The organism is Butyrivibrio sp. (genome assembly GCF_017940685.1).
In the GTDB taxonomy this organism is placed as follows: Bacteria; Bacillota; Clostridia; order Lachnospirales; family Lachnospiraceae; genus Butyrivibrio.
The window spans coordinates 44234-66400 of sequence record NZ_JAGAYD010000244.1 but is presented as its reverse complement, the minus strand read 5'-3'; the positions used below and the strand labels follow the sequence as shown (position 1 = coordinate 66400).

The following is a 22167-nucleotide window of genomic DNA, read 5'->3' as shown; positions in this document are numbered from 1 at the left end:
GAGAAGAGAACGGAGAGGAATCGAGAAAAGAAGATCGTGGGATTGGGAATACAGGTTTACGGTTTTGGGTACGCAGTACAAAAAAATACTACGAAACACAAAAGTGTTCAGTGAGGGTATAGGGAGAGTTCAGACAGAGTTCATAAACATACGTGAATAGAGAAAAGGAATCATAACCATGGAAAAGAAGATGACACGAACCATCAAGAGCGGAAAGAGGGTTGAGATATTAAAGACTCTTTATGCCAATGGAGTTCTCCCTTATAAATCATTAAAGCTCTATAACGGAGAGACAGGAATCACACAGCGTAAAGTAAAGGAAATGGAGAATGATGGAGAAATAATCAGAGTAGGAACAGGAAGGGATAGCGTACTCACATTAAAGAACGGCTGGAAAGATGGTACACAGCATTGGAAAGATGAAGCGTTCATAGCTCGCAGGGAAGAGTTGCAGGAAGAGCTTTATAAGTGTTTAAGCGAAGGCGGTACGAGACTAAACAGGTTTTCAAGAAGAGCAGAGCTTAACCTTATGATGCACCTTGCCGGTGTAGGGGCTTACCCCGATGAAAAACCCGATATGAATGACATTACATACAAGGGGCTTGACGCTTTCTATTACAACGCAGACGAAGTAAAAGACGCTACCTGCTATGTAGACGATGTAAAAGAAGAGGATGGAAAGAAACAGACATCCGTATCAAGATTATCCGGCCTTGAGATATCCCAGGGCGGAATATACGCAACCTATTCCCTTGGTAATAAACTCATTGAGTGGAACCGCTTTGGGGAAGTGAGAATGAAAGAGCTTGTTAAGAGAACGATAGGTGAGAGGAATCAGAAGATCGTAGAAGAGATTCCAATTGACTGCATCATGTTTGCTGATGACTATAAGCTGTTCGAGAGAGTCATCCTTAATGAGCTTGAAGCACATCCGGCATACAACACAAAGATCCTTTTAAATATCGACTTTGCATACGAGCACATGTACGCACTGCCAACAGATAAAAATGGAATAGCAATGCTTGAGGAAATGAAGAAAAAGGATTGGCTTAAGGACATGAGACACATATTACTTGGAGATTATAATATGCCCCCTGTGGGTACTCAGGTAGTATGTGATGCAGTAGAGGATGATAAGTATATTCTGATGTTCACATCCTGCGATATCTCCCGACTAAAGTCCTTCATCAAAAGGGCACGTATGACAGAGGACGCAGATAAATTTGTTGTCTACTGTTTCTCATTTCAGACACAGCTGGTCAAGCGACTTGCAGGAGACTATGTGACAATCGGAGAGATTGAACTGTCGGACTACAAGGAAGAGGTACGTAAGCATGAGACTTAAATTATTAAAAGACAAAGACGCATCAGGAAATAGTCAGGGGTTTGTCAAGGATCTAAAGGTTGGTTTTGCAGGGTTTAAAGAGAGCCTAAAAGACCATAGAAAAAGAACTATTCTTATAACCCTTGCGGTAGTGTTCATGGCTTGGTGGGCTACCGGACTTTTTACCCAGTTCGTCATGGAAGATGAAGTAAGTTTTGCGCCTTGGGATTGTATCATTGAAACATTCTTCTATCCAATGTCACTTCTATTGTGGCTGGCCATATGTGGCTCGGCTGCCATGTGGATAATGAGATGGTCAAGAATGCTGCATAAGGATTATGTAATTGATGAGCGAACCGGCACAAAGGTATCGGTAAATGATAACACCTATGGTTCAGCTCACTTTATGGATGAGAAAGAAAAACAGAAATACCTTGATATGGATAAGGACGTGGGTAATATAAACAAACCCATCCTTGGAGTAGATGATAAAAAGAGAGTCTGTGCAAGAGATGATACGGTAAGGTTCACAAACTCCAACGTGATCATCTTTGGACCTCCCGGATCAGGTAAATCAGTATGTATTATCAACAATGATGTTTTGCAGGCTGTAAAGGCAGGGCAATCAATCATCGTAGTTGATACAAAAGGAGCGGTATATAAAGATACAGCGTATGTAGGAGAAAAAGCAGGGTACAACGTAAAAATATTTAATACCAAACCTGATGAAGTACAGTATTCTGATGCCTGTGATATCCTCGCCAACATCAAGTACGACAATACCCGCCAGGGAATAAATAAGGCCAAAGGTATTGCAGCCTCAATCGTAAACATCATCATGGAGCAGACCCATAACGAAAGAGATAAAGGCTCGATCTGGTATACAGGAGCACAGAACCTCTTAACAGCTCTTATCCTTATCGTTAAATGGGATCAGACAATCCCCGAGAATAAAAGAACCCTCGGAAAGGTTTACGAGATACTTGTAGAACAGAAGAACTATACAAACATTGAGGCAACCTATGGGGATATCGCATCACAAAAAGGCCATCCGGCATATGAGGCGTGGCAGACTTTCTCAGGTACGACACCAATCGTAAAAGAGTCCGTGTATGGCGGACTTATGACAGCCCTTTACTTCATGTCATCCGAAGATGTAAGAGAGATACTTTCAAACGAAGAGATTTCATTCTCAGCACCGGGCTTTGAAAAATGCATCTATTACATAGTCATCCCTGATAACGATAATACCAACAAGGTTTTGTCAACACTGTTCATTGAACAATTGTTCAGGGCGCTTACATCGGCAGCAGACTCAATGGAAGAAGCAGGGGAAATGAGACTTCCTGTAACCGTCAATTTTGAGATTGATGAGGCTAAACAGGTCGGTAAGCTCTCCATGTTTGTAGAAAAGCTTTCCTCAGTAAGATCAAGAGGCATCAATATCAAAACAGTATTTCAGGATCTTTCCCAGGTTAAGCAGCTCTACCCCAATGACGAATGGCGAACAGTAATATCAGACTGTACCACAATGATTGTCCTCAGAATAGGTAATGATAATGAGTTTGCAGAATATATCTCAAAACGACTTGGTGACTTTACCTACTACGAAGAGAACGAATCATATGATGAAAATGTAGCAGACCCTATACATTTGCATGAGCATTACGGAGTAAAAGGTGGAAGAGGTAAGCGAGCCCTTATGACTCCACAGGAATTACAGGGTAATGGCGAAAGAGGACTTAAGGATGAAGAACTGCTGGCCATCATAAACGGAGCAGGAGTAACGAGACTTGATATGTTTATGTGGTGGCTGCATCCATACTATAAACTTCTTCACCTTGATAACATCAAGACCAAAAGGTTTACAAAACACAGAACCCCTGAATGGAGTAAGAGAGTATATGGAGAGAATGGAGAAAATTCTGAAGGATTTAACCAGTCATCTACATCATCCAATACTCAGACCACAGATTCAAAAACCGGAATGAAGACAATATCCCTTGGCGGACAGACTTCATCCCAAACAGACTCAGGCGAGCAGAGGCCTGAAAGAAGACCACATGAGGAGAATGTCAATGGACGTAAAGTTGTTAAAGCGAAGAGTCTTAGGCGGTAGTCTTGCACTTGTCATGGCAGTATCATCATTTTTCAGTACAAAGATGATAGTAAATGCCTATACAGATGCACAGGAAGAGATGCGAAAAAACCTCTATAACGCCACAAAGGAAATCGAGAAGGTTTTCATAGGCGAATATGAGACGGCAAGGCAGCAGCTTGTGACCAAGGTAAGAGATGAAGAGCTTGATGAGACATTATCACTCATGAGCTTTGATAATCAGAAAAACCCTCTTATCGGAACTAACTACATAGAGATAATCGCACTCTACTCAGCCATCAAAAAACATTGCCAGCTAAAGGGTAAGGATATAAAGACAGGCTTTGCAGGAATTCCGTTCATCACCATGGACCTTAAAGAAGAGTCCGTTACGGAAGATATCCCCGCACTAATTCCAAAGTATGAGACCGGAGAGGACGGTTACTTCCACAAGGTAGGAAATGAGATCATCAAGGAAGAAACTGTCGTACCGGTTTACACGGAAGTAGAAGGCCAAAAGGGCTGCTATGAGATAACAGGAACAACTACAGTTGCCCCAGAAGAAAAGACAACCTCTTACCTTGAGACCACACTTGTAAAGGCATCCTTTGATACCATTACAGAATACTTTGGGCTCACCTTTGACGCTATAGAGGATAGATACAAAGAATACTACGATGCCATAGACTCGATCCTTAACCCGGCAACACTTACGCAGAATACATTCATCGAGCTGAGAAGAAGCTTTGATTTCATCTCAGAGATGAGCATTGAGGAACTAAACAGCTATATAAAGAACATGACAGAGGAACAGAGAAAGATAATCCTACTTGCAAAAATGTTCATAGGCCAGATCCCTTATCAGTGGGGCGGCAAAGCTGAGATGGGAGGATATAACAACGCATGGTGGACATACGATGAAAATGGAGAACAAAGAGGACTCGACTGCTCAGGTTTTGTTCAGTGGATATACATGACAGCAGGGTACTCACCGGATATAACATCAAAGCTTGTATCAACATCGTGTATGGTAGATAACCTCTATGATATTTCTGAGGATCAGTTACAGCCCGGAGACATTGGCCTTCTATATAACGGTCAGGGTGAAGGCATAAACCACTGCGGAATTTATGTAGGTGCAGGCTACTATATCCACTGTTCATCAGGTAAGGGAACAGTCACACTTTCCAAGTTCCCGTTTAAATATTACAAGTCGATTACGCCAAGAGTGTATTTTTCTATTGACAATAATTCAGAAGAGGATTATTATGATAATGATTATTACACCATTAGCGAAGAAGAGACAGCAGAGCCAATTTCCGAAGAGGAGCTTGTAGCTGAAGAACAGAGCATAGCATCTGAGTATATTTCAGACATAAACCTCTCACCGGAAGACAATAGCAGCATTTATCTTCTCGCACAGCTCATGACCCATGAAGCACTTAACCAGGGCTATAACGGATGGGTAGCAGCGGGTGAAGTAGTCAGAAACAGAGTTTTATCAGCACTGTTCCCATCAACCTACGAAGAAGTCATCTATCAGGATGGGCAGTTTACGGGTAGGTCAGAACTAAAGACCATAACACCGTCAGAAGAAATGTTGTCAATAGCAAAGGATGTGTTCCTTGGGAGGGTATCGATACTAAACAACTCAGACGTTCTATATTTCAGAAATCCCATGATCACAAGTAATATCCCCGCAGCAGCACACGTTGATTGGGGAGAGCACGCATGGTTCACAGCCGTTAATGAACACGCATTTTATTTACAATAACGGTCAAAATATATATCTCTTATGAAAGGAGAGACAAAATGCCAAGAAAAAAGCAGACAACAGAAGAAGTAAATGTAACCAATGAAGAGCTTAACGAGGCTCCTGCAACAGTGGTTGCACAGGAAGTGGATGACAATGAGGAATTCGTAGTGCCTGATACAGGAGAAGAGGAATCAGTTCCTGAGCAGGTAAGCGAAGAGGAGAAGATCAAGAGTGTAAAGGAAGGCAATAAGAACAAGGAGCTTCGCGGTGTCGTAGCTGCCGGAAAGAAAGCCAAGAGAAAACTTTACAACAACGGTATGGTCTACACCAAGGAAGACGGCCTTGTTCGTCAGAACATCTCCAACTCCGAGAGAAGAAAAGAGTACCTTGAGATTGTAGCATCAGCCAAGGCAGGAAAGATCCTTACCGGCGTATGTAAGAACTACCGAGAGACAGAGAACGGCCAGGTACTTGCATGTATTAACTTTGGAAAGCACTTCATCGTTGATATCCCGGCTGAGAGGTTCTGTGACCTTTCACAGCAGCCACCCGAGGTTGTTTACGACCTTGAGCATGGAACATCAGAGGCAAGAAACTATCGCCTTAAGATGATTATTCAGAACAGATTCGATTCAGAGGTTTCATTCATCGTAAGATATGCAGATGAGAGAACAGGACTTGTCTTCGGAGATCACCTTATGGCAATGAGCCGCGAGTGCAGGGAGTACTACACAGCCCGTCATGGCAACTCACCTACTCTTCGCCCCGGCATGAATGTTGAAGCTCAGATTGTTCAGACAAACCGTATCGGTGTATGGGTTGAGTGTTTTGGAGCTGAGGCCTTCATTACGGCAGATGAGATTGACTGGCTAAGACGTGCCGATATCTCTGAGCAGTATCAGAAGGGGCAGAAAGTATTCATTCACATCATGGAAGTTCATCCTCATCAGATCACACAGGATGGCAAGATCACAAACGTTATCAAGCTCAAGGCTTCCATCAAACAGATGACAGACAATCCTAATGAACTGTACTTTGACAAGTATCAGGAAGGGCAGCATGGAATCGCAGAGGTAACACAGATCACCGATAAGGGAGTATTCGTTATCTTCGCCAATAAGATCTCAGTCCTTTGTTCGCTTCCCGGAAGAGAAGAGAACCCTGATATCGGAGACAGATGTGATGTTTCAATCACCCTCAAGGAAAAAGATGGATTCCTCTTCTGGGGAAGAATCTCAAGGGTATATAAGAAACCTATCTGACACAGTTAACCAAGTAAAGGTGCCAGTGCTTTAAGGGTACTGGCACTTACTAAGAGGAGTTATAGAAAAAATGACAAGAAAAAGAGTAAAAATGCTCATAAGATTCTTAATAGCCGCAGGACTTCTTATTGTAGTTGCTATCTGTGCAATCTTCCTTATGAAGAACAAGATTGATGAATATAAGGATCAGGCAAAGAAACTTCAGTCAGAACTTGCAGCTAACACTCAGACAGTCTACGTTGTAAGAAACGACAGATTTGACGAGGAAGGCAATATGGTCGGTATCAAGGCAGGAGAGATTGTCACAGATATCGGTGATAATGCAAACGTAATGCTTCAGACAATCTATACCGGTCTTAATCCTGGCTCATATATCACTGCTGAGAACATTGGTGATACTGCCCTTATCGATATCGAGCCCGAAGAGCCCGTAATGACCAATATGGTAACAAAGCTTGAAATCACACAGGACACAAGAGAGTATGAGATTTCAGTTGCGGACCTTATGGTTGACCAGCAGCCAAATGACTACATCGACGTCCGTATCATGTTCCCTACCGGTGATGATTACCTTGTACTTTCAAAGAAGCAGGTGAAGAACCTCGTTCTTAATTCTTCCCTCTTCTACACATATATGTCAGAAGAAGAGATTTTAAGACTTGCATCAGCTACGATCGATGCTTATACGATCACAGGAACAAAGATTTATGTAACAAGATACGTTGCAGGAACAGTTCAGAATGCAGGAACACCTGATTACCTTGTAAAGCAGGAGACACTGGACAGACTTGCTAAAGACCCTAACGTACTCACACTTGCTCAGAATACTATGAACCTTCAGGCAAGAATGAGTCTGGAGTCAAGGCTCGCATCCCTGACAGAGGAACAGCTTAAGGCAGTAAACGATGGCCACGGCCTTACAGATACCGCAAAGCAGTCAGTTCTTACAAAGGGTAATGTTCAGCTCATGGATGTTCCGGTTGATACAGAGTTTGCACCTGAGACAGGAAGTCTTGATACATACTCAAATGACGAAGACCAAGAAACAGCACAGGCAGAAAATGATGCAGCCTTATCAGATTTAACATCACAGGCAACAACAGAACAGAGCACAACAAGTACCGATACGTCGGCAGCAGCAACAAGCACGTCAACTACAGGAAACTAAAAGGAGGGTAAAGGATGCTTAGTTATGAAGACAAAAACGTAAAGCTCATTACTTTCCTTGGAATGGAGAGATGCGATGTCGTTTACTACTCAGCAGCGGTATTTGCATCAGCAGGAAAAGATGTACTTGTAGTAGATAACTCCTGTTCCCATGACTTCTTCAGGTCTATTCCAAAGCCTGAGAGAGAGCCTTACGCAAAGGTGGGTAATATCACATGTGTAGCAGACAGAAAGATGAGCTACGACTTCTTCTATGAGTTCGATATTGTCATCTGCTACAACGGCAGGAGCAAGGGTAAGGATGCGACAGAGATAATGAATAAGTCAGATATCATCTACGTACAGACATCCTACAGCCCATATCAGGCAGAGGATATATCAAAGCTTTTGTCAGATGACATTGAAGGCGATTACGAGATCATCTACCGCGACAAACCTTCAGGAAAGGTCTCTGAGAAGATAATCATTGACGAGCTGGGATTCATTCCCGAGGCCGTAAAGGAGTCATATATCTTTTCATACGACATGCAGGACTACTCCTGCTACATCAATTTCGTAAGAAACGGTCATCAGAAGCTTTCACCGCTCTCTGGAGACATCAAGGCATTTCTCATGACTCTTTATGAGGAGTTCATGCCGGAGATCGATAAAAAAGAAGCAAAAAGACTCTTTAGCCGTGCCTTGTCAGGCAAGATCGAGTAAAGGGAGGACATTAAATGGTACTAATGGTACAGGGCTCATATGTAAGTGAAAATGAGGCGACTGCAATAGCAGCTTCTATAGCTGTTACAGCAGCCATCAACAATAATCATAAGACACTTGTTATGCAGCTTACAGACAATAAATCTATATCCGCCCTTACTATCCTTAAGGGCAAAGAGATAGCAGAGAACACGATTACAGAGCTTGGTACATATCAGATTGAGGATAAGGGTATCGACGCACTCCTTAGAAGGGCAAGCTCCATAAAGCTCGTAAAGGAAACCTTTGATTCTTCAACAGAGCCAATGCTCTCATACGAGAACTATCTCGATGTTGCAGATATCACAAAGAAAAACGACTTTACCAAGACTCTTTCCGTAAACGGAATGAAGAACATCCTCAAGTATGCAAATGATGTGTATGGCATGATCATCATCATCCTCGATGGAAAGAATGAACAGATAATGGCAGAGATGCTTGAACTGTGTGATGCATATGTTACCTGCATTCGCCAGGCACCTGCTCCACATGCTCTCAATACCGTAGATGGAAAGAAGAGCTATTTTGCAGTAGCAGACTTTGACTCAAACTCAAAGTACAATCTTCAGTACCTTAAGAAGATTTATAACTCAAACAATCTCTATACGATCCCTTATAATTCGGAATATCACGATGCAGTGATATCCGGCACACTTTTAAGGTTCATGCTTAAAAACAATGTTCCCGAGAAGGAAGATGACAACTCAAAGCTTCGTGAGGCCATCATGGACCTTACAGATGCAGTCATAAGCGATAAAGAGACCGCTGATCAGAAAGCCCTGGAGAAGTTTGAAAACGAAAACTTCGTAAGAGATGACGAAGTTGATGAGAACGAGCTTACAGAGGTTTCAAACTTTGAGATAGAGACGGTTACAACAACAAGAGGGCATTTCCTTAAGAAATCAATCGAGGAGGAGGTTCTTCACATCGATGATGATGCTCCAAAGAAAAAGAGCAAGAGAAGACCGTTCTTTAGAAAAAAGGATGAACTTGATGAAAAGCTAAGGGAAGCAGCAAAAGATCCTTTCGAGGGTGAGATAAAGGTTGATGATGACCTCTCAGCCGGAAGTATTGAAGGCCTTGAGGAAATAGTAGCTCCATCAGAACCATCAGAAGAACCCGAAGAAATTGAAGAGCCTGCAAAGGACAAGAAAAAGAAAGAGAAAAAGGAAAGGCGAGGCCTCTTTGGAAGAAAGAAAAAGAGAGCTGACGCAGCCGAGTACGACTTCCTTGATCCCAGTGAAGAGGCTTTTGAGGAACCCGAAGACGCAAGACAGGAAGCAGAGCGCTTAAGAGAAGAAGAGGAAGCATACTTAAGAGGCGAGGAAAAGGCAGAAGCCGCAGAAGAAGCTCCAAGCGAGTCTCCCGTATACAAAAAGTACGAGAAGATTGATGCAGAAGTCATCAAGGAAGAGCCTGTAAAGATCAAGACAATGAGGACAATCCGCATGTCAGACTCATGGGTATGCCCCGGATGCGGAACAGAAAATACAGGAAAGTTCTGTACAGAGTGCGGCACAAAGAAAATACTTGAATGGACTTGTCCTGATTGCGGAACAGTAAACACCGGAAAGTTCTGCCAGGAATGCGGAACTAAAAGAGGGTAAAGATGCTTAATAACACACTTATGATAATCCTTATACTTGTTGTGGCCCTTGGAGGACTTATCTACTTCGTAAAGAAGACCACAGAAGACAGTGATGATATCGAAGAAAAAGAGCTTATAACGGTAGAATCCCTGATGCAGAAAGTTAATGAAACTTTTGCAGCGACCATTAAGCGCTCAGTTAATGATATGAACCTTAATTCTGAGCAGTACAAGAAAAAGATGGCCAATAAGGAAGAGCTTAAGAGCTCCATCCACAAATGTGCAGATGGTGACGCTGCTGCAAGGGCATTCGTTAAGCAGTACACGCAGGACGTTATAACAGATGAAAGGATCGGTAAGGTTTCTCCTTACAACATCGATTCCATCATCCCGTTCAATGACCCTGACAAGCTTAAGCCCCGGTATAAGTTCGAGATCCTTACAATGCTCTGGATGGAAGAGGGTGAGAGAGGATTTTCTAAGAACTTCTCAAGATTTGGACTCGATAAGCCAAAGAAAACAAGGTACGGAGATGTATACGACGTAACAAAGGAAGATATCACAAGGGTATATGAAGAATATATCGAGGAGCGTGGCGGAATCGACTACGCAGAAAAGATCGACTTCCTTACACAGCTCGTATATGAGAAGAGATTCGGACTTGGGCCCGTGGATCTTCTCCATGAGATAGAGATAGATGAGTATCAGGGTGGCACATCAGGAATCCCTTCGGGTAGATATGATATCACTCTTCACAGCCAGTCTGATGATGACTATCCCGAGGATGTATCAGACTATGAAAAGTCACTTGATGAGCCAAGATATTCATTCGAAGCGGTATGGATAGTTTTCCATGGTCTAAATATACACCTATCGTGTACTACGTTTGAAACTCAGAAAGAGCTTCAGAGAGTAACAAGGAATATCTACAGGTACAACGCACCTACGATACTTACTCAGAAAGACCCCAAGATCATATCAACAATGAAGGATGGAAGCCGTGTGGCGGTAATGTGTCCTGATTTTTCAGATTCATTCGCATTCCTGTGCCGTAAGTTTGATTCAACGCCTTCTATCTTGCCTGAACAGCTCCTTACTACAAGGAAAAAGGAGGGTTAATCCAAAATGGATGAAAGACATGAAAGAATTGCCACGGAAAATAAGATGGCAGAAGACAGACATAACTCAGGGATATATAAAGGCCCTGCGCCACTTATCTCACCGGAGCAGTACTACACAAATTCAAACAACAACATAATCCCCATCCTCTTTTCAAAGTGGACGGTATACGGATATCTCTCATTCCTTGTAACAGGAGATCAGGGTAGTGGAAAGACCACATACATGAAGTCAATCGCAAGGTTTTACCCACCATCAGCAGCACTTAGAGTTTCGGAGCTTCAGCCGGAATTAAACCTAAGATTTGCTTATCCTAACCGCAACATTCTTGCATTTGCCGAAACAGGTTCTGTATCAGTGCAGGACGGACTTGATTTTCAGAAGAAAACATCAGGTACGGTCAATATCATCGGAGAGATTGCAACAGCCCAGGCTGCTTCATGGTATGTACAGACATGTAAAGTTGCATCAAGGGCCGGTGCCGGTACACACCACGCAAAGACAGTACCCGACCTTATCACAGCATTTGCTATGAACATGATGAGTACAGATGGATATAACAATGAGAAATCAGTAGAAGTCATGGTTGCAGATGCGATCGACGTTGATATCCACATGACAAGAGACAGGGGAGACAGATTCTGCGAAAGAATCACTGAAATAAGTGCTATCAAGCAGGAGCTTTATCCATTCCCTGACATTACACAGGCAAAATTTGAAGGTTCTCCTGTAGCACCTGAAAAGGCAGCACTTGTAAATGAGCAGGAATACTACAAGAGAGTAACTGACAGATCAACATTTGCCTACCACAATCTTTGTGAGTTTGACAGAAAGACAAAGACTTACGAGTTCGTATCAATGTTCTCGGATGAATTCATTAAGAGAATTCTCGCAAACATACCCGCTGACGAAGAAAAGCTCTTCGTACAGGATATGAACGCAATCCTTAAGGTTGCAGGAAAGGGAAAACTTCTATGAACCAGCAGCTTTTAATAATAACCATAGGCGGTCTGATGCTCGTTACAGCTCTTCTTGCTTTCAACTACGCAAGAAACAGACGCATGAAGCTTGAGAGAGTAATCGTAAAGACCAGGAACAGAAAGAACTACCTGTATACGTTCTACCTGCTCTATCAGAAGATCCCGCCTCTAAGAAGGATATTTAAAAAGCAGTATTCACGAACATCACTTTTATATCCGGCTGATGTGACAGTAGTAAATAACAAAGTCACAAAGGACATGACCCTTGGCCTTGGAATAGCACTTGCCGCTGCGATTTTCGTGATCCTATCAAGTGGCGGCTCGATATTCTACATTGGAATGGGCCTTGTGGCAACCTACGTTACTTATACTCACATCATCAATACAAGATATGAAAACCTATACGTAAAGCTTTTACAGCAGTTCAAGGTATTTCTGTCAGATGTAAAGAGTAACTACTACTCAGCAAACCGTCAGCTTGATACAGCCATATACATGACAGTAGATGAATCTCCTTATGAGATGAGTCTTCACGCACAGAAGTTCTACGACATCCTAAACAGTGATGACATGGAGCTTGAGGCTGCCAAGTACAATGATATCTCACCAAACTCCTACTTCACCACATTCCTTGCCATAGCAACAACCACATGGCAGTACGGTGATAAGGAGATTGCAGGAGTGGAAGGCACAACAACATCAAACTTCATCCACTCCATGAATGAGCTTAAGAACGAAGTTGACATAGAGCTTCAGAGGATAAAGCGTAACATGTACCTCTTTGCCAACCTCGTATGGGTAGCAATAGGACCTATCTTCTTCTTAAAACCCATTCAGCTCTTTGGAACAAGAGGTATCACAGAGCTTTCAGATTACTATACAGGCTCATTTGGAACGATCATGATGGTTATCGTGTTTGCAGCATCCCTTATATGCTACAACCTCATCATGGGTTCTAAGGACATCATGAGAAAAGAGCCCGAGGAACAGCCAATTCTTACCAAGATATCAAACTGGGGCTTTATATCAGTATTTCTTACAAACCTTGCCAATAAGAATTTCTCAAAGGCAGAGAGGACTACTGAAAAGCTTAAGCTTAACGGTGAGAGGATCGGTTATAAGCAGTTCCTGTTAAAGAGGATCATTTGGGCAGCAGTCCTTATGGCAGCAGCTCAGATACTTATAATCGGGGCACAGATGGAACAGACCAAGAGGCTTATGAATGACTTCTCTAATGCCTTTAATACATCCTATCAGTTCACTGATGCAGATGTTGAGGCCATGGAATATGTCACCAAGAGCTATCTTGCCGAGAGAAAAGAAGCCGGTATCGAAAACCTCGACATCGACGAACTGACCGACAAGGTACAGGAAGAGCAGGGAATCGTTAGAAGAGACCAGGCACAGATGATAGCAGCAGAGCTTTTAACAAGATCTCATGAGCTGTCAGTCAATTACTACAAATGGTTTTATCTCTTTATCGTATTCATTGCCGGAATCGCAGGATATATGCTCCCATACGCATTCCTTTTATACAGGGCATCTGAGATGAGAAAAGGAATGGAAGATGAGGTTAACCAGTTCCAGACTATAGTAATCATTCTGATGAATGTAGATAACATGTCTGTTGCAACAATCCTTGAATGGATGGAGAGATTTGCTTACTGTTTCAAGGAGCCCATATCAAAATGTATCATGGAGCTTCCACTTGATGAAGAGGGAGCGCTCAAAGAGCTTCGTCTTGAGCCTTTCGAACCATTCAGAAGATTCGTTAACAACATGCTCAACGTAAACTCTCAGGGCGTTGTAGCAGCCTTTGAAGATATAGCCTCAGAAAAGGCAAACTCCAACGAAGAGAGAAAGATAGATAACCAGATGCGTGCCGAGAAAAAGGCCGACAGGGCAAAGCTTATAGCCCTCGTACCACTTGCAATAGAGATTGGCGGATATCTCGTATATCCTATGATGGCAATGAGTACGGACATGCTCCGCCAGCTCAACCAATCATTTGCAGGATAGATAAAAGGAAAAACGAGTCTAAATTTATTTAACAGGAGGAAATCCACATGAAAGACAACAAAGACACAGTATCAACCGCGATCATCATCGTAGTCGGAGTAGTAGTTGCAGCCATCCTTGCACTTTGGATCTACAACTCAGTAAGAGAAGAGAAAGAAGCCGGTGACGCTGCTCTTGCTCAGGTAGCACAGATGAACAATGCGCTCCTTGAATCACAGTTTACCATCTATGACGGTGTGCAGGTAAAAGGCAGCCAGGTAATCAATGCTATCAGAAACTTCGAGTCACAGGACACACAGATCAACGTAGTAGTAAATAACGGTTCAGGAGAGACCAATTACTGCTATCAGTCAGACTTAAAGACAAAGATTGACTCTACCAATTCATCTACCAACATGAAGATTTACAACGATAAGTCTGATATGTCTACTTACATCAATCCTTCAGCTAACTTCTCAGGAGTGGTTGTAAGGGATGATAAGACCAACACCATTGTTGGTATCAAGTTCACACTTATCTCAAACGCAACACCTTGACCTTAACTTAAGATAAGTCCCCGGGGGATTCTTCCCTCGGGGCATGTGAGGTTTTATATGCATATAAGCGAAATGATCTACTGGCCACTTACAGCTGTTGCTTTTATCATAGTAGTCCTCTTTATGAGGTCTTTATTTATGGAAGGCAACGCTATTGCGGACACCATGACATCAGAAACCAACAATAAGACCCATGTTTATCAGGACGTATCAGACCTTGGAACATACGGATATACCAACAGGGAGATACTTATTGATGGTTCAAGCATAGTAAGCGATGTCCTTAATACTTCTGATGATGTGACCGTAATAATAAATAATGCATCAGGGCTTTCAAACACTCTTTCAGAAGATGAAAGAAAAGCTATGAGAAACAAGGGAGATACAACTCCCGTGCTTGCCCGCATAAACGTATCAAGGAAATACACAAAGACATACGCTTATGATTCCGAGGGAAACCTTTCTACCGTTGAATATACTATGAACTAAGAGGAATTTTTTATGTATGGAGCTATAGGAAAAATACTTGAATGGATGATTGGCCTTATCCTTGCAATATTTGTACCGATCCTTCTTGTCGGAGTAAAGTCTGACCAGATTATACAGTCAAATGCACAGGAAGTAGTTGAGGAGTTTGTCACTAAGGCAGCAACTACAGGACAGATTGACCAGGCAAGCTATATGGAATTCATATCAAAGCTTGATGCGACAGGAGTAGCCTATGATGTAGAGTTTACCCATGAACACCTTGTATATGAGCCTACAGTTGATTCCTCAGGTTCAGCAGTTGCAAGCAGCTATGAAGACGGTTTTGTATCATACTACTATGCAACAGGAACAGATGAGATCCTTTACACCATCTACAATACAGGCTCAGAGGACAGACCATACTACATGAGCTATGGTGATTCATTCTACTGCACAGCTATAAACAAGACTCCTACACTTGGCTCAAGGATGCTCACACTTCTTAGCCTTTCAGGTGAGGACAACAAGATTATTGCCAAGTATTCAGCATTCGTATCAAGAGTAAACGAGAAGGTAAACTGAATGAATTTAAGAAATATCTTAGGGATTTTCTTCCTTGGAATGCTCTCTGTAATGATATTCTTCTTTGGTTACAGGGTAGATATAAAAACTCAATATAAGACGCAGACAACAAGATATGTTGCAGACCTTCGAAGCGCTACCAATGCAGCCCTTGAAGCTGCCAAAAGGAATGCCACCGAAGGTAACAACGACGTTGTAATGCGTCTTTTTGGTACGGAAAGAGCAAGAAATGATGCCACAAACGCATTCTTCACAACTCTATACCAGTCTCTTAACCTTCAGTATGATTCCGTAGGACAGTCAGAGATGCAGTACCGTATTCCTATGCTCTGCCTTATGGACTATGATGGCTATTACATTGGATATAACTCAGCAGAAGAAGGCAGGAGTGGACATTTTGTTACAACAAACATAAATACCTGGACAGATGTATCTGCCGATGCGGATGAAACATACATTATCCAATATTATCTTGGACCCGACTGTAACGTGACAGTAACCGACAGGACAACCGGAAAATCATATACCGGCACATATGAACAGGCTTATAAGTATTTTGGATCACCAGCAAGTCTTGAAATGCTCTCGTCAAAAACAAAGTATATGGATGCCCGCCTTGACCTTGTAATGAATGATACGACAGAAGTAATGGATATTTATATAGATCAGTATAACTATGTGGCAAATGGAAAGAGCGGAGATTCTGAGAAGGCGCTTCATTATGATTTCACGCTCCCTACCGTTGACAGAGCTAATTGGGCAAACCTCATGGATAAGCCGTCTGTTCTTGGATTCTTGCAGGGACCTCAGGTATCTGACTACTCTAATTTTGAAGAGCTAAATATCTACTCATTTTCAGGGTATGAGCTTGAGGAAGGAATAGAATATGTGATCATGAAGGAAACAGACGGCTCATACACCTATCATCAGAAAGAATGTACAAGGGTCAATTCCCTTCAGATAGTAGGTAAATATGCATCCAAGAAAGAATGTGCAAAAAGAGGGGCATGGCCGTGTCCATACTGCAAACCGTAATTTTTAGAAAAGGGGTGGTTTATTCTTATGAGAGGGAAAGAAAGAACACAGTCTGCAATCAGTTTCAGAAACAGTATTAAAACAAAACTTATTGCAATAATCCTGGCTATTGCTATTATTCCGCTGACGCTTGCTGTGATAGTGAGCTATGTCACATCCACAGATAAAGCCAAGGCAGATGCACAGGACTCACTTGAGTGGCAGGCGTGGTATATGGAAGATCTGTTTTCCAAGATGATAGATAAAAACGTTATCGCCATGCAGACACTCGCCACATCACCGGCCACGATCAATTACCTTCAGTCACCTGGCACAAGTATTCCTGACGAGGTAATGTTTGACTCACTTAAAAAGATTGATGACTCCCTTGCAGACGGGAACGGCACCATCTTAAGCGGAACAGAAGGTATGCAGCTTCTACGAACAGTAGGTGATTGCGTTGATATATCCGACAGAGAGTATTACAAACAGGCCATGTCCGGTACTCCTATCTATGTTTCGGATGTCCAGGTATCAAAGTCTACAGGCTCACGTATCATAACAATAGTTGTTCCTGTATTTGATAATGAGACAGGAGAAATCCTTGGATGTGTGCAGAGAAACTACGACATGGAAGATCTCCACGACATTCTTGCAGCGGAGTTTGATGATGCCTTTGTTCTTGACAGAACAGGAGCAGTTGCGGCTCATTCACAGTACATCATTGGAAAGGACCACGATGAAGAAGACCGCTCTAAATCACTTATTATGACAGAAGGCAAGGAAGAAGGCTTTTATGTCAATAATAATACCGGGAAAGGTTATGCAGCATACGTAGCCTATGTAAAAGAACCAAACACAGGCTATTCCATAGCAGTAGCAGCAAAATCAAAAGAGGTACTGGCAGAGGCTACAAGATCAGCAACCATCATTGTGATAATGGGCATCATCATGGCTGTTATTGCAGCGGTACTTGCATTCGGCCTTGCAAAAGGAGTCACAGCTCCAATCCTTGATATAAGCAAATCTTTAAAGGCACTCTCAGATGGGCGTTTTGTAAAGGTTGATAAGCACGATAAAAGAAAAGACGAACTGGGAGATATATCGAAAGATACAAACTCTGTTATTGATACGCTTTCCGAGATTGTAGGCAATATAAAGTCATCTGCATCCCAGGTTGGCAGTTCATCAGAAGAACTATCAGACATGGCAGGTCAGATATCACAGACAGCAGAAGATGTTTCCAATGCAGTACAGGAGATAGCATCTGGCGCAACCCAGCAAGCAGACGAGATACAAAATGCCTCAACCAATGTGGGTTATATAGGAGATGCAGTTTCAGGAGTTCAGACCTCAGCAGGAAGCCTTGAAAGCCTTGCCGGAAAGATGAAAGAAGCCTCGGAGATTTCATCAAAATCCCTTTCAGAGCTTCAATCATCCAGCGCTGACATGACAGATAAGATAGATGACATTTCAAATACCATATCTGCAACACAGGATGCAGTAAATGTGATATCTGAAAAAGTAGAGGGTATTACAGCTATTGCCACACAGACAAATCTGTTATCACTTAACGCATCTATTGAGGCAGCCAGAGCAGGGGAAGCCGGAAGAGGCTTTAACGTAGTAGCCGAAGAGATAGGAAAGCTCGCAGAAGATTCCAAAAAGATGGCAGACGATATAAAGGCTGAGATGGAAAAACTTCTTGAGCAGAGCAGGGCTGCCGTTGATGCAGCGAAGCTCGTAAAAGATGCAAACCTTGAGCAGCAGTCATCCCTTGGCGAGACTATAGAAGCAATCGGCGGAATGATAGATGATATCAACGAGACCGTAGGCGGCGTCAAGACAATTTCAGATGGAGCACAGCAGTGTGATACATCAAGGAATGCTGTTGTAGATGTAATGAGTGCTCTTTCTGCTATCTCTGAGGAAAATGCTGCAAGTTCCGAGGAAACCGGAGCTTCAATGCAGGAACTTTCTGCAACAGTTACTACTCTTGCCGGATCAGCAAATGATCTTAAAGAAGTTGCCAACAAGCTTAATAAAGAAATGGAATTTTTTAAAGATTGAGACGTTTTCAACCTCTAACTTGGTATGAGCAGGAGGCTGTTTCGGCGGCCGGCAGGTTTCTGTTTATATATACAATATTACTGTGTCAAAAAACAAACCTAAATTTGGACTCCAGACCGCCCTAGAAATATTTTCTTGATTGAAAAATACGCTAATGGTATATTAAGTGTATAGAAAAAATCATTGCAGCATAAGGAGAGTGAGTTATGAAAAAATTCCTTAAAAAGATCAAACTCCCACTGTTTTTCACCACTCTGTCCGGCACTACAAAGCTCATTATTGGAATGGCAGCAGGCATACTTGTTGTCATGGGAATAGCTTTTGCCCTGGCAAAGAGCATCCCATCCAGTAAGCAGACTAACCTGGCGTCAGGAGAAGCCTCTTTTGACCAGTCAGAATATGTCTTGCAGGGCGAGGTACAGACAGAAACGGTAACAAAAACGGCAAAAAGGGCAGGCGCAGGGAACGTTAAGATTGTAGAGCTTGTAAAGCCTGAGTACACAGCTCCCGCTTACATCTCTACAACTAAAACTACTGCGTCATCAGGAACGGAGATACCTGATTATATGCCAAGCGCCCAGAAGCAGGGAAGTGGTACTACCGTAGATACCTCTTCAAAGAGCTCATCTTCATCATCTTCAAGTAAGAGTAGTTCAAGCTCATCTACTTCGACAGCATCTACAACAGCATCCACGACACCAACTACGACAAGGCAGACAACATCTACAAGCTCAGGTTCTTCTACGAATAGCACAGCTTCACATACCCACAGCTATTCAAAGGAGACTACGAAAAAAGCTACATGTACTACGGCAGGGCAGTATACCTTCAGGTGTTCCTGCGGAGCAACCTATACAGAGGAGATTCCAAAGCTCGGACATACCTGGAGCAAATGGACGACTTCTAAGGAAGCCACATGCGCTGCAAAGGGTAAAGAAAAGAGGACATGCTCTGTATGTAATGAGGAAGAGACAAGAGAGACCGACAAGCTCGCTCATACATGGGGTGAGTACGAAGTCACAACCGCAGCTACATGTACTAAAGAAGGTGTAAAGACAAGGACATGTTCTGTATGCAAGGAAAAGCAGACTGCCTCCATTGCCAAGATCGACCACACATGGGGTGATGTTGACGTTCTTGTAGAGCCAACATGCTATTCAGAAGGTTCTGGAACACACACATGTACAGTCTGCGGAACTACAGAAAACGTAGTTCTTGAAATGGTCAGCCATACATGGGATGGGTGGATAATTGATGATCCGGCAACGTGTGAAGAGGCCGGATACAGACATCATTTCTGTAAAGTATGTAACAAGGAAGCAGGAGAAGAGATTGAAGCCCTTGGCCATGATTGGAGTAACTGGATCACCCAGGCAGCAACATGTACGGCGGATGGCTATCGCACAAGAAACTGCGAGCGTTGCGGAATCGTTCAAAATGAAGTTCTTCCCATGTTCGGACATGACGAAGAAACAACAGAAGAAACTGTGTCAGCTACATGTACAACAGAAGGTTCACATGACACAATCATCCGTTGCACGATTTGTGGCACCGAAATATCAAGAACTACAACTGTGCTCCCCGCGCTTGGACACACATATGTCAATGGCACATGTATAAGATGCGGTGCAGAAGAACCAACAGACCCATAAACAGCAGTAAAAAGGAAAAGGAATTGGATTAAGATGTTTGAAAACACAAGAAAAGACGAGCTTTTTATGAGAAGGCTCATGACGAGTGAGAGGATTAAACAGCTTCTCGAAATGCTTTATTTTTACGACGAAGAGACCTATGAACACTCTATAAGGGTAGCCTATATAGCAATGCATATGTATGATGCCGCAGTTGATGAAGGCTACTTTGATGTGAAAAAGACAAATAAAAAGTACGTCGTTGCAGCTGCTCTTCTTCACGATATCGGAAAGATGTTTGTCCCTCACTCAATACTCCATAAGAAATCAGGACTGACAGAAGAAGAGTTCAGGGTAATACAACAGCACCCCAAACTTGGAGCTGACATGGCAAGGATCTATCTCATACCGGAAGTTATCTGTGAGATGATTGAAAACCATCACAAGAAAATGGATGGTTCAGGATATCCCTATAATGGTAATTTCCCATCAGAAGGAGCTCTTCTTGTATCGGCAGCGGATATCTTCAGTGCCATTACTGAAAAGAGGTCCTATAAGGACAGGGAAGATGTAAAGACCGGAATAGACATTATTTATTCTGAGATAGAAGAAGGTCATATCCCTGAAGCTTATGGAGAATTTTTAGAGTCTATCATAGACAATCTCATGGCAGTAAGCTAAGTAATTGGCCGATGCGGTATGCCTTAAAACTATCCGTTCCCTATACCACACGAACACAGAAAATCGTATTGGCTAACGGTTTTCAGCCATCCTTCCACCACCCCCGGAAGGCGGCTCTTTTCCATAGAGATATGGTGAAGCCAACAGGAAAGGAAATCATGAGACGAAGCTATAGTAGTGAACTTGAGAAAATTAAGTCAAAGAACAACAGGCAGAGCATGCAGCTCATGAGCGAGGAAGCTGTTCTTGCCAAAGAAAGCGGCATATCCTACGGCTATCTTCAGGCAGGACTTGGACCTGATTTTGAAGAGTCAGAGTACCCTGTGAGCTCTGTCTCCTATATCACAAAAACAGAAGCAGAAGACCATAAAAAGGTGTTAGCCTTCATACGGTAAACACTAGCAGATCTAAAAAGTAAAAAGATTATAAAACTTTTTAGAGAGCAGCGAAAAAGCTGCATGAAATTCACAAAATAATTTATAGTTTCTTTAGATTATAAAGGCCAATGGCACACAAGCTGTTGGTCTTTTTTATGGCAAAAAAGCTCCCAGGATATCCCCAGGAGCTCTTGCAGTTTTTAGCCCACCATCATGCTTATACGGCCAACCTCATAAGCGGCCATGGCCATTAGTATTATCGTAGGCAATACAATGGCAATCACTATCGGAACGATAGTTATTAACTTTGCCATATCCCGTGAAATCGGCTTTCCTTCAATTCTGTCAACAGTTTCATTGAATTTTTTAATCATTTTAGAGCCCTCCTTGTAGGGTGATTGGATGCTTATAGCATCAGGTTTTTGTTTGCACTTATAATATGGGATATTGGAGGCATAATAACACTTAAGCCTTTACCTATAATTTGGGATATCTGATTTTGTAGCGCAGTTTCTGTACAGGCCTTTTTGGCAATAAAATACCGCCACCGGGAACTTTGCCACAGTGACGTTATCTTAGCTGTTTGAAAGAATCATAAGCAATCTCTCCTTTCACTACATATATCGGCAGGAAAGAGCAACTTGATAACCATATCAGAATGCACAATTTACTGCTTTTTAGATTGTATATAATGGCGCATATCCCTATGCGCTCATAAGTGGTATAGTATATGTGTTAATGCAGACCTATTAAG

General features: G+C 42.5%; 19 protein-coding genes. 18 read left to right on the top strand and 1 reads right to left on the bottom strand.

All coding sequences use genetic code 11. The annotated features are described in order from the left end of the window. The first annotated feature begins 178 nt into the window (after nucleotides 1-178). The 18 genes from J6I68_RS14625 (at nucleotide 179) to J6I68_RS14540 (ending at nucleotide 21431) form a co-directional block, all read left to right on the top strand. The gene (locus tag J6I68_RS14625) at nucleotides 179-1345 is read left to right on the top strand and encodes a hypothetical protein (RefSeq protein WP_292221386.1); all 1167 of its coding nucleotides are present in this window, start codon (nucleotides 179-181) and stop codon (nucleotides 1343-1345) included. Then, nucleotides 1335-3443 (top strand): VirD4-like conjugal transfer protein, CD1115 family, encoded by a 2109-nt coding sequence (locus J6I68_RS14620; protein WP_292221385.1) that lies wholly within the window; start codon nucleotides 1335-1337, stop codon nucleotides 3441-3443. Before J6I68_RS14625 ends, J6I68_RS14620 begins: the two co-directional genes overlap by 11 nt. Then, on the top strand, nucleotides 3403-5196 hold the full coding sequence (locus J6I68_RS14615; RefSeq protein ID WP_292221384.1) for an NlpC/P60 family protein: 1794 nt from the start codon (nucleotides 3403-3405) through the stop codon (nucleotides 5194-5196). Before J6I68_RS14620 ends, J6I68_RS14615 begins: the two co-directional genes overlap by 41 nt. A 38-nt stretch (nucleotides 5197-5234) precedes the next feature. Then, entirely contained in the window at nucleotides 5235-6440 is a 1206-nt protein-coding gene (locus tag J6I68_RS14610) for a S1 RNA-binding domain-containing protein (RefSeq protein WP_292221383.1), read from the top strand. Nucleotides 6441-6510: 70 nt separating this feature from the next. Beyond that, complete coding sequence (locus tag J6I68_RS14605; protein WP_292221382.1) at nucleotides 6511-7608, top strand: hypothetical protein; 1098 nt, start codon at nucleotides 6511-6513, stop codon at nucleotides 7606-7608. A 14-nt stretch (nucleotides 7609-7622) separates the two neighbouring features. Continuing rightward, on the top strand, nucleotides 7623-8309 hold the full coding sequence (locus J6I68_RS14600; protein ID WP_292221381.1) for a hypothetical protein: 687 nt from the start codon (nucleotides 7623-7625) through the stop codon (nucleotides 8307-8309). Between the two features lie 14 nt (nucleotides 8310-8323). After that, the gene (locus tag J6I68_RS14595; protein ID WP_292221379.1) at nucleotides 8324-9955 is read left to right on the top strand and encodes a hypothetical protein; all 1632 of its coding nucleotides are present in this window, start codon (nucleotides 8324-8326) and stop codon (nucleotides 9953-9955) included. Nucleotides 9956-9957: 2 nt separating this feature from the next. Further along, on the top strand, nucleotides 9958-11055 hold the full coding sequence (locus tag J6I68_RS14590) for a hypothetical protein (protein ID WP_292221378.1): 1098 nt from the start codon (nucleotides 9958-9960) through the stop codon (nucleotides 11053-11055). A gap of 6 nt (nucleotides 11056-11061) precedes the next feature. Continuing rightward, complete coding sequence (locus J6I68_RS14585) at nucleotides 11062-12033, top strand: hypothetical protein (RefSeq protein WP_292221377.1); 972 nt, start codon at nucleotides 11062-11064, stop codon at nucleotides 12031-12033. Continuing rightward, nucleotides 12030-14054, top strand: coding sequence for a hypothetical protein (locus J6I68_RS14580; RefSeq protein WP_292221376.1), 2025 nt, complete (start codon nucleotides 12030-12032; stop codon nucleotides 14052-14054). Before J6I68_RS14585 ends, J6I68_RS14580 begins: the two co-directional genes overlap by 4 nt. A 47-nt stretch (nucleotides 14055-14101) precedes the next feature. After that, complete coding sequence (locus J6I68_RS14575; protein WP_292221375.1) at nucleotides 14102-14590, top strand: hypothetical protein; 489 nt, start codon at nucleotides 14102-14104, stop codon at nucleotides 14588-14590. A gap of 57 nt (nucleotides 14591-14647) precedes the next feature. Beyond that, nucleotides 14648-15079, top strand: coding sequence for a hypothetical protein (locus J6I68_RS14570; protein ID WP_292221374.1), 432 nt, complete (start codon nucleotides 14648-14650; stop codon nucleotides 15077-15079). Nucleotides 15080-15091: 12 nt separating this feature from the next. Continuing rightward, nucleotides 15092-15640, top strand: coding sequence for a hypothetical protein (locus J6I68_RS14565; protein ID WP_292221373.1), 549 nt, complete (start codon nucleotides 15092-15094; stop codon nucleotides 15638-15640). Continuing rightward, complete coding sequence (locus J6I68_RS14560) at nucleotides 15641-16675, top strand: hypothetical protein (protein ID WP_292221372.1); 1035 nt, start codon at nucleotides 15641-15643, stop codon at nucleotides 16673-16675. Between the two features lie 27 nt (nucleotides 16676-16702). Beyond that, a complete protein-coding gene (locus J6I68_RS14555) occupies nucleotides 16703-18724 on the top strand; it encodes a methyl-accepting chemotaxis protein (protein ID WP_292221371.1) in 2022 nt (673 codons plus the stop codon). 206 nt (nucleotides 18725-18930) lie between these two features. Further along, nucleotides 18931-20376, top strand: a complete 1446-nt coding sequence (locus J6I68_RS14550; protein WP_292221370.1) for a hypothetical protein — start codon at nucleotides 18931-18933, stop codon at nucleotides 20374-20376. A 33-nt stretch (nucleotides 20377-20409) separates the two neighbouring features. Further along, the gene (locus J6I68_RS14545; protein ID WP_292221369.1) at nucleotides 20410-21036 is read left to right on the top strand and encodes an HD-GYP domain-containing protein; all 627 of its coding nucleotides are present in this window, start codon (nucleotides 20410-20412) and stop codon (nucleotides 21034-21036) included. A gap of 158 nt (nucleotides 21037-21194) precedes the next feature. Next, nucleotides 21195-21431, top strand: coding sequence for a hypothetical protein (locus J6I68_RS14540; RefSeq protein ID WP_292221367.1), 237 nt, complete (start codon nucleotides 21195-21197; stop codon nucleotides 21429-21431). A gap of 182 nt (nucleotides 21432-21613) precedes the next feature. Here J6I68_RS14540 and J6I68_RS14535 read toward each other — a convergent pair whose 3' ends face one another. Then, nucleotides 21614-21787: a hypothetical protein gene (locus tag J6I68_RS14535; RefSeq protein ID WP_292221365.1), complete on the bottom strand. Its 174-nt coding sequence runs from the start codon at nucleotides 21785-21787 to the stop codon at nucleotides 21614-21616. Nucleotides 21788-22167 lie beyond the last annotated feature (380 nt).